Source organism: bacterium, assembly GCA_030655055.1.
Lineage (GTDB): Bacteria > Edwardsbacteria > AC1 > AC1 > EtOH8 > UBA5202.
Genome location: JAURWH010000077.1, coordinates 1 through 8,685, shown reverse-complemented (window position 1 = coordinate 8,685; position 8,685 = coordinate 1). Strand labels below are relative to the sequence as shown.

Annotated in this window: 12 protein-coding genes; all 12 read left to right on the top strand. The window is 49.7% G+C overall.

The features are described from left to right. The coding region (locus tag Q7U71_03420) for a hypothetical protein (protein MDO9390805.1) at positions 1-222 on the top strand (222 nt) is incomplete at its 5' end. 56 nt (positions 223-278) lie between these two features. Then, positions 279-1,307, top strand: coding sequence for an SPFH domain-containing protein (locus tag Q7U71_03415; GenBank protein ID MDO9390804.1), 1,029 nt, complete (start codon positions 279-281; stop codon positions 1,305-1,307). 190 nt (positions 1,308-1,497) lie between these two features. Continuing rightward, positions 1,498-2,007, top strand: coding sequence for a hypothetical protein (locus tag Q7U71_03410; GenBank protein ID MDO9390803.1), 510 nt, complete (start codon positions 1,498-1,500; stop codon positions 2,005-2,007). Positions 2,008-2,158: 151 nt separating this feature from the next. After that, positions 2,159-3,193: an alpha/beta hydrolase gene (locus Q7U71_03405; GenBank protein MDO9390802.1), complete on the top strand. Its 1,035-nt coding sequence runs from the start codon at positions 2,159-2,161 to the stop codon at positions 3,191-3,193. Between the two features lie 141 nt (positions 3,194-3,334). Beyond that, a complete protein-coding gene (locus tag Q7U71_03400; GenBank protein MDO9390801.1) occupies positions 3,335-4,639 on the top strand; it encodes a hypothetical protein in 1,305 nt (434 codons plus the stop codon). A 358-nt stretch (positions 4,640-4,997) separates the two neighbouring features. Further along, the gene (locus Q7U71_03395; protein ID MDO9390800.1) at positions 4,998-5,363 is read left to right on the top strand and encodes a helix-turn-helix transcriptional regulator; all 366 of its coding nucleotides are present in this window, start codon (positions 4,998-5,000) and stop codon (positions 5,361-5,363) included. A 177-nt stretch (positions 5,364-5,540) separates the two neighbouring features. After that, positions 5,541-5,960 carry a DUF3795 domain-containing protein gene (locus tag Q7U71_03390; protein ID MDO9390799.1) on the top strand — a complete coding sequence of 140 codons (420 nt, stop codon included), beginning with the start codon at positions 5,541-5,543 and terminating at the stop codon, positions 5,958-5,960. Positions 5,961-6,172: 212 nt separating this feature from the next. Further along, positions 6,173-6,850 carry a (Fe-S)-binding protein gene (locus Q7U71_03385; protein ID MDO9390798.1) on the top strand — a complete coding sequence of 226 codons (678 nt, stop codon included), beginning with the start codon at positions 6,173-6,175 and terminating at the stop codon, positions 6,848-6,850. 248 nt (positions 6,851-7,098) lie between these two features. Then, on the top strand, positions 7,099-7,356 hold the full coding sequence (locus Q7U71_03380) for a SemiSWEET transporter (protein ID MDO9390797.1): 258 nt from the start codon (positions 7,099-7,101) through the stop codon (positions 7,354-7,356). Positions 7,357-7,366: 10 nt separating this feature from the next. Continuing rightward, positions 7,367-7,768 carry a hypothetical protein gene (locus Q7U71_03375; GenBank protein MDO9390796.1) on the top strand — a complete coding sequence of 134 codons (402 nt, stop codon included), beginning with the start codon at positions 7,367-7,369 and terminating at the stop codon, positions 7,766-7,768. A gap of 31 nt (positions 7,769-7,799) precedes the next feature. After that, complete coding sequence (locus Q7U71_03370; protein MDO9390795.1) at positions 7,800-8,000, top strand: hypothetical protein; 201 nt, start codon at positions 7,800-7,802, stop codon at positions 7,998-8,000. Between the two features lie 24 nt (positions 8,001-8,024). After that, positions 8,025-8,685, top strand: a 661-nt coding sequence (locus tag Q7U71_03365) for a hypothetical protein (GenBank protein MDO9390794.1), incomplete at its 3' end; no start/stop codon positions are given.

Genomic DNA, 8,685 nt, shown 5'->3' with positions numbered 1-8,685 from the left:
TACGCCGGGTTCTTTGACAGCCAGAAGATCATGGAGCCCCAGCTGGACGCCCTCTACAAGTTCGACCAAGACCTGGCCGTGGCCATCACCGCCATCAGGAACAAGGTCAACACTCTGACGCCCGACCAGGCGGCCCTGGCCTCCCTGCTGTCCGACCTCCAGGGCTTTGACGCCACGCTTAACGCCCGCCACGAGGCGATCTCGGAGACCAAAGCCGTATAGTCATTTATACCTTTACAACATTTACAACATTTCGAACCTTGTTAAGGAGTCAGAAGATGGCCAAGATAATGGAAGTCATAGAATTTTTAGACAATACCGGCAACCAGATGGTTCACCGGGTTCCCGAGGACGGCTCGGGCGAGACCAAGATCGGCTCCCAGCTGGTGGTGCGGGAAAGCCAGCAGGCGGTGTTCTTCAGGGACGGCAAGGCCCTGGACGTGTTCGGCCCCGGCCGGCATACGCTGACCACCATGAACATCCCGCTGCTGATCAATGTCATCAAGACCGTCTTCGACGGCAAAAGCCCCTTTAGGGTGGAGGTCTGTTTCGTCAGCACCAAGGTCTTCACCGACCTCAAGTGGGGCACGGCCGAGCCCATCCCCTTCGCCGACGAGGAACTGAAGATGATCCGCCTGCGCTCCCACGGCATCTACTCGGTCCGGATCAAGGATCCCCAGCTGTTCGTCAACAAGCTGGTGGGCACCCAGGGGCTTTATACCACCGAGCAGATAGACAATTTCCTAAAGACCATCGTGGTCTCCCGGCTGACCGACTTTTTGGGCGACACCTACAAGTCCATCTTCCAGGTGGCCCGGCATTATGACGAGCTGGGCACGGGCTTGAAAGCCAGACTGCAGGAGGATTTCGGCAAGTACGGTCTGGAAGCGGTGGATGTTTACATCAATGCCATCACCCCGCCGGAGGAAGTGTCGGCCAAGATAGACGAGCGCACCGGCATCGCGGCCCTGGGCGACATGAACACCTACCTGAAATACAAGGCGGCCAACGCCATGGGCGACGCGGCCAAGAACGAAAGCGGCAACGCCGGGGCCGGAATGGGCCTGGGCGCGGGTTTGGGAATGGGAATGATGCTGCCGGGAATGCTGCAGCAGGCCATGGCTTCCGGGCAGGCCCTGCCCTGCCCCAAATGCCAGACCCCGAACATGGCCGGGGCCAAGTTCTGCAGTAACTGCGGGGGAACGCTGGTGGCGGCGGCTCCGGCGATGACGCCCTGCCCCAAGTGCGGTAAGCCGATAGCGGCGGGGAGCAAGTTCTGCCCGGAATGCGGGGAGAAACTGGGGTAGGCTACCCTGCCCACGAAACACACGAAAAGACGCGAAAAACAATTAACTTTTTTCTATAGTGGCACAAAGGGTTTTAAATCGAGGGCCATACTAGTAACGGTCATTACGAGATGGGCCTTATGCTTGGCAAGTGAAGTAATCCAACTAATATTTACATACATTCATAGCGATAGCTGAAGACTAATCAATCATGCAGATTATCAAAAAACTTACAAGCGCGGTTACGTCATTTCTACTATTCATCACCATACCAGTATGGTTGCCAATCCTTATCGTCGTTATGCTGCTGACTGCTGTCTATAAATTATTATATCGAGGTTGGCTAACCTACAGATTCAGCCGCGAATACGGAGAGAAAGGTAGGGTTTTAGTTTTAGTTTATTCAAGAAGTCCCAATTGGCAGGAATATATTGAAACAAACTGGATACCAAAGCTTTCTAAGTTAGCGGTCATTGTTGATTATTCTGATCGTTCAAAATGGGGTACTAAACCACCGATTGAAGTTCGTATTGCCCGTGAATGGGGTGGCGATAAAGAATACAACCCAATGGCAATTGTGCTTAGAGGTAAAGGCTTTCCACGAATGATCCGCTTTTACAAGCCATTTCTTGATTACAAACACGGCAAGGTTGAATTACTCAAAACCGCAGAGCAGAAATTATTTTCTCTTATCGCAAATAGCCTTGGCAAGGCTGACTAAAGCGGGCTTTGGCAAAAGCCTTGTCGAAGACCCGCCTTTGGTGGGATGATTTGTAGCCACGCCCCGCCAACGGCGAGGCTCCGCATTCTGCGGGGCCCACGGGCGATATCGTTTACGGTATCGCTGCCATACGGAGAAAAATACAAAACATATGCCAGCCCAAACACCGCCCAAAAAACGCTCCCTGCTTAAGACCATCCTGCTGATCCTGGCGGCTTGTCTGCTGCTCTTGATCGGCTCGGCGGCCTTGTTCGTCAATTCGCTGTTCAAAGATCCGGATATGTCAAAGCTTCCGGCCTACTACCCCTTCAAGTCCGCCCAGGCCCGGGAAAAGTATCTGGAATACTACGACCAACGGGCCAGGCAATGGCCGGTGGATTCCGAAGAAAGATACGTGGAGACCTCCTACGGCAAGACCTTCGTCCGGGTAAGCGGGCCGCCCAAGGCCCCGGCCCTGGTGCTGCTGCCTTCGGCCAACGCCTCCTCGCTGATCTGGTTCGCAAATGTCAGGGAATTGTCGGAACATTTCCGGGTCTATGCGGTGGACAACATTTACGACGTCGGACGCAGTATAAACGCCAAACCCTTCAAGTGCGCGGACGATTTCACCGGCTGGATGGACGAGCTGTTCACCGGCCTGGCCCTGGGCGACAGCGTCAATTTGATGGGTTATTCCTTCGGGGGCTGGCTTTCCAGCCGTTACGCCCTGCGCCACCCGGAACGGCTGAGAAAACTGGTTCTGGTCGCCCCTCCCTCCACCATTATAGCACTGCCCGGGGAATGGGCCTGGCGCGGGATCATCTCGGCCCTGCCTCATCCCTATTTCATGCGAAAGTTCCTGGTGAACTGGCTGTTCGAGGACCTGGCCAAGCGGCAGGATGCAGAAAGCCGCCGGATAACAGACATGCTTATAACCGACGCCACGATGAGCCTGAAATGCTATAAGATGAGGATGCTGGTCCCTCCCGACGTTTTGACCGACGGGGAATTGCGGGAGATCAAGACGCCGGCTTTGTTTTTGGTGGGCGAGCACGAGAAGATATATCCCGCCGCCGAGGCCGTGAAGCGTTTGAATGCAGTAGCGCCTCAGATAAGAACGGAGATAATACCCAACGCCAGCCACGACCTGCCGATCTCGCAGACGGAGGTGTTTAATAAGAAAGTGATTGAGTTTTTGGAGCAATAGGCCGGGGAGTGCGGGGAGAAACTGGGGTAGGCTACCCTGCCCACGAAGGCACAAAAGCAAAAAGGCTTCACGACGCTATATCTTTCAGGCAACGGGGTTTTACAATAAATTAAGCATACTATATCTTAATAACGAGGCATTATGAACAAACTACAACTTAGTGAATTATCACGAGAAGAATACGAACGAACATATACTTTAGTTAAAAGTTACTTAGGCGGACAGAAATCAGCCTCAAACAAAGTTTTAAGATACAGCAATGTCTTCAAACAATTACAGACAGGCAGTACATTATATTTACAAGGATTTAACCCCGAGGTAATTTTACCATCAATACCTTTCTATCAAAATATATTAGTGGGTATATGTGGTGGTTGCCGCTGTTTAAGGAATCCAGAAGTACTTATACCTTTCCTTGATTCAGGTGCTATTATCCCTGTGTTAGGGGCCCCTTATGAGTTGCTCGGTGAAAAGGCTTGTGCAATTTTTTTACGATACCCTCATTTTTCAGTGTATGAATTTTCAAGTTACCGCTACATAAATCTCCACAAGGGTGAATATGGTTCGTTCCTTTGCGGTCATTGTGCTGAACAGTTTATTAGTGGTATCGAAAAATGTGTCAAAGATAATAAAGCCAGCACTATCATAGATAGGAAAGCTAAGTTAATATCTATGAATCTTCGGCCTTTTTTACAACCTGATTTTGAGTTATTAGATCACACGCGTAAAGCAATACATGCAAAACAATGGACAACTTTTGAACAAATATATAATCTGAGTTATGCGATACGTGAGATACGAACATGTCAGGCTTTAAATTCTGCGTTGCCCATTACGAGTCGTGTAGCCCAAAGTGATCTTGATCTCTTTAATTTGGGGAAAAAGACCTTCCCATTACAAACGGTATCACAGACCCCGTATTTATTATTAGATAGTATTGGATTATACATGCCACAAGACATTAGAGTAGATAAATATATTGATATATTATTGAGCAATAGAGCAAAGATACTTAAATTAACTCATTCTATGTTGACTGATAATAAAGCAAGTCAATTGGGTAAAAATGTTTTTGAACAAATAGCTATTTTAAATGAACAAATACTAAGAGCCAAAAAAAGCACAAGACATCAAGTTATACATTTTATAGGAAACACCATAGTTAATAATAAAACAGTTGTACTTGGGGTATTAGCAGCAGCAGCACTTGGCTTAACCGGCAATATAGTCGGTTGCAGCGCTACAGCTATAGCTGGTTTTGTACCAAAACTCTTAAATGGGAAAATAAAAATCAATATTGATGATAAAACCTATAAATCAATTAAAAACGACCTGAAGCATAAACTTTCCCCAGTATCGAATTTTATTGCATCAAAGTATTATGGAATAAGTTTACGCGCAACACAGATTTGGACAATACAAAATGAGATCTCCCAAAAATATTGATCTATAAATATCGCAGTCCACGATAAAACAACCGTTCTATAACATGCAAACAAACAATTGCACCACTAATCAAGCGACATATTACATATATCAAGGGAGATATTTAATACAGCGAGGGAATTATTTAGTTTAGCATGGGTGATATTCAATATAGTGTAGGAGACATTTCGCATAGCAAGGGAGCTAATTTATATATCATGTGTAAGGAATAATTAAGCAAGGGAGTTATTCCATATAGCAAGGTAGATATATCATATATCATGCGAAATATTCCATTTATTCATTGATTTTTACCGTTTTTCATGCCATAATTCACAATAATCAATGAACAATTAACAGTTTTCAAGGATCAGTTACCATGCTATCCTTCAATTTTAGCAAGATCTTCGCCGCCCGGGGCATCGTCAAACCCGTCCCCTACCTTATAGAGCAGGGCCTTTCCCCCAACTACGCCACCAAGATCGCCCACTCCCGCTTCATCCGGCTGGACCTGCCCCACCTGGAACGGCTTTGCATCATGCTTAACTGCACCCCCAACGACCTTTTGGAATGGACCCCGGACGCCAAGAACAAAGCCAACCCCGAGCATCCGTTATACCCCCTCAAACGCGAAGAGGAAAAGATGCTCAAGCTGGCCCAGGTCATCAACTCCCTGCCGATAGAAAGTTTGGACGAGGTTCAGCAGGCGGTGGAGAGTATTAAGGAGAAAAAGAAGGCCCGGTAACCGACCTCTCCCTCATTCCACTTTCGTCCGGAGGGCAAGCCGTCCCACTCAGTGCAGGCTCTCCCCAATGCATGCCCTGAGCAGAGCCGAAGGGTGGGGAGGGATGCTACAAACCTCCCCCTCCGCAACGGAGGGGGGCAGGGGGGCGGTCGGAACCAGAACCAAGCGAGATAACCCATGCGCCAAGAACTCTTCATCGCCGCCTGCGGGATGAACTGCCTGCTCTGCCTGGCCTACCAACGTGAAAAGAACCACTGCCCCGGCTGCAACGCCCCCGGCGGCAACCAAACCAAGGGCCGGGCGGCCTGCCGGATCAAGCTTTGCCCGGAGCGTCTTTCCGGCAAAAGGTTCTGCTTCTCTTGCGCCAAGTTCCCCTGCCCCCGGCTAAAACACCTTGACAAGCGCTACCGGACCAAATACGGGATGAGTATGCTGGAGAAACTGCAGGCCATAGAAAAGGCCGGCATCAAGGCTTTCCTGCGAACCGAAAAAGAAAAATGGGCCTGCCCCAAATGCGTCTCCCTGCTGTGCGTGCACCGGCCGGTATGCCAGAACTGCGGGGGAAAGAATAAACGGTATATTGGGAAAAAGGTTTGAAGAATAGTTTCGCAGTTTAAGCTTGGTACTGACCTAACCCACTTCGGCTCTGCTCAGTGCATCGCCTGCCCCTCCCCGATGCGGAGAGGGATAACAGAAGACCGTAGGCTTTGGCAAAAGCCTTGTCGAAGATCCGCCTTTGGCGGGATGATTTGTAGCGATACCGTTCACGGTATCGCTGATAAGTAAAAAACAACCCACCAAAATCCCCCATGCCCTCCACTCCATCAAACAAAATAAAACAAGCCTTCGCCCCCGGCTGCGGCCTGATGCTGTACAAGCCGGAGTCCGCCAAAAGACTGCACGCCCTGCTTAACCAAAGCCTGGGCCCAATGGACATGCTGATGGTCTGCTGTCATCACGACCCGCAGCTGCCGGTCAAGACCGAGGTCATCAACATCTGCCCCGGCTGCGACAAGCGGTTCCGCAACGATTACGCGAACAGCACCACCGTCTCGCTGTGGGAGATCCTGGCCCAAAGCAACACCTTCCCCTTCCCCGACTATAAAGGTCAGCGGATGTCCATATTGGACGCCTGCCCCACCCGGGACCAGCAGCGGGTGCACAAAGCCGTCCGGACCCTGCTGAAGAAGATGAACATAGAACTGGCAGAACCCAAGCACACGGGAACAAAGAGCACCTGCTGCGGCGACAGCTTTTACGGGGCCATCCCGGTGGAACAGGTAAAGGAGCAGATGGCCAAGCGGGCAGGCGAGATGCCGGCGGAGGACGTGGCGGTCTACTGCATCTCCTGCATCAAATCCATGCACATCGGCGGCAAACGCCCGCGCTACCTGATAGACCTGCTGTTCGGCCAGGAGACCGCGCCCGGGACCTTTGAGCCAGACCAGTGGCACCGTAAGCTGGACGAGTTCATAGAGAAACACTGACCCACCCTCTCTTTTCAACCGTAAAGCGCACCATAAGCACAAGGCCGCAGGGACGCAAAGCGCACCCTGAGCTTGTCGAAGGGAGCGCTGGACTGCATATTCAGCGATAGGCTGAAGCCTATCGCTGAAAAACATCAAGGCTTCTTTGAAGCCTATGGCATGGTTAGGCCTCGCGTGAGGCCTTGATGAAACCCAGCGATACCATTCATGGTATCGCTATCTTCAAACAAATTCGGATTTACCCAATCATGCTAATCAAAACCATCGGCTTCTTAGCCGGCCTCCTTACCACCGTCAGCTTCCTGCCCCAGGTGATCAAGACCTACCAGACCAGGCGGGCCGAGGACTTCAACCTGGCCTTCATGCTGTTGTTCACCCTGGGGCTGATATTCTGGCTGGTTTATGGTATAATCATCCGCGAATGGCCGATCATCCTGGCCAACAGCGTCACCTTGGTGCTGAATTTCATCCTGCTGGGGATGAAGATGAAGTATAAAAAGAAATGAGCGGCGTTTTATGAAAAAACCCATCATAGTAATTGCGGCCTTTGGGCTGTTCTTTGTGGTCCTGACTTTTTTCATCTGGCGGCAGCACCGGATATACCAGGCCGGTGAACAGCCTGCGCTAGCCGAGCAGACCGTTGTCCAACCGGCCTCCCCGGCCCCCGCGGACACCGGCCAAACTGCCGGGCCGGAGTTCAACTTCGCCCGGCTTACCGGCGACAGCCTTCACCTTTATTCCCTGCCTGTCAAAAGCGACTCCACCCTGGAGACCGTCCTGTACAAGGATGAACTGGACAATGACCGCATCCAGCTGATAACCAGGAAAGGCGACTGGTACCAGAACGAGGACAGTCTGTGGTTTTACAAGGACGAGGTCGTTCCCTTTTACAGCAAAGATGCTTCTTTAGAGGAATAATTCAATGCAGTAACCGAGTGAGGATATATAAATGTTCACATTTATTGTCTGGCTTATCCTGCTGGTCCTTTGCTGGCCGCTGGCCATCATTGCTTTGATCCTGTGGCCATTGATATGGCTGGTTTTACTGCCGTTCCGGCTGATAGGAATAACTTTTGAGGCGCTTTTTGCTTTGCTCCGGGCCATTCTGCTTTTGCCGGCGAAAGTGCTGGGCTACAGACCCAAACGGTGAATGATCTATAAATAGTTCAGAAGCATGAAAAAAGTATTGATCATAAGCTCTGTCTTTGTGATGTTCTTTGCCGCCTTGGGATATTTCATCTGGTGGCAGCAGTACGGAGACCATAACATCGCTCAGCCGGCACAAACCACCAGCCAGCCCCTGCCCACTGCTTCACCGGACACCGGTGTTGTAACCCAACCTGATTTTAACTTCGCCCGGCTTTCCGGCGACAGTTTGCATTTGTATTCTCTGCCTATAAAAAGTGATTCCACGCTTGAGGCCGCTGTCTATAAAGATGAGTTAGATTATGATTATATACGGCTGATCGCTAAAAAAGGTAATTGGTACCAAAACGAAGATAGTTTATGGATTGTACAAAATGAAATAAACGCTTATTTCTCTATAGAAACCCCCTATGGAAAATTAAGTTATTACGATGTCCAAGCTCCGGAGGATATATTCAAATTCTTTGATAAATCAGCATTTGCACCATTAAATGTTTTAAACTACTATGTTTACAATGATAGCTTCTTAAGTAAACCTCCCGTTACTCTTAAAACAAAACACCCAATAAAAATTATCAACCGCCAGTTGGACGGCTATTCATTAGATGGCAAACAATTTGAGATATTTAAAATAATAGCATTTAAAGATACATCAGATAGTGTGCTTGGATGGGCGAGATCAGAAGATT

What these genes read in the sequence shown, in the direction of transcription:
- Q7U71_03415 (MDO9390804.1), top strand. Translation starts at nt 279, where the DNA reads ATGGCCAAGATAATGGAAGTCATAGAATTTTTAGACAATACCGGCAAC.
- Q7U71_03410 (MDO9390803.1), top strand. Translation starts at nt 1,498, where the DNA reads ATGCAGATTATCAAAAAACTTACAAGCGCGGTTACGTCATTTCTACTA.
- Q7U71_03405 (MDO9390802.1), top strand. Translation starts at nt 2,159, where the DNA reads ATGCCAGCCCAAACACCGCCCAAAAAACGCTCCCTGCTTAAGACCATC.
- Q7U71_03400 (MDO9390801.1), top strand. Translation starts at nt 3,335, where the DNA reads ATGAACAAACTACAACTTAGTGAATTATCACGAGAAGAATACGAACGA.
- Q7U71_03395 (MDO9390800.1), top strand. Translation starts at nt 4,998, where the DNA reads ATGCTATCCTTCAATTTTAGCAAGATCTTCGCCGCCCGGGGCATCGTC.
- Q7U71_03390 (MDO9390799.1), top strand. Translation starts at nt 5,541, where the DNA reads ATGCGCCAAGAACTCTTCATCGCCGCCTGCGGGATGAACTGCCTGCTC.
- Q7U71_03385 (MDO9390798.1), top strand. Translation starts at nt 6,173, where the DNA reads ATGCCCTCCACTCCATCAAACAAAATAAAACAAGCCTTCGCCCCCGGC.
- Q7U71_03380 (MDO9390797.1), top strand. Translation starts at nt 7,099, where the DNA reads ATGCTAATCAAAACCATCGGCTTCTTAGCCGGCCTCCTTACCACCGTC.
- Q7U71_03375 (MDO9390796.1), top strand. Translation starts at nt 7,367, where the DNA reads ATGAAAAAACCCATCATAGTAATTGCGGCCTTTGGGCTGTTCTTTGTG.
- Q7U71_03370 (MDO9390795.1), top strand. Translation starts at nt 7,800, where the DNA reads ATGTTCACATTTATTGTCTGGCTTATCCTGCTGGTCCTTTGCTGGCCG.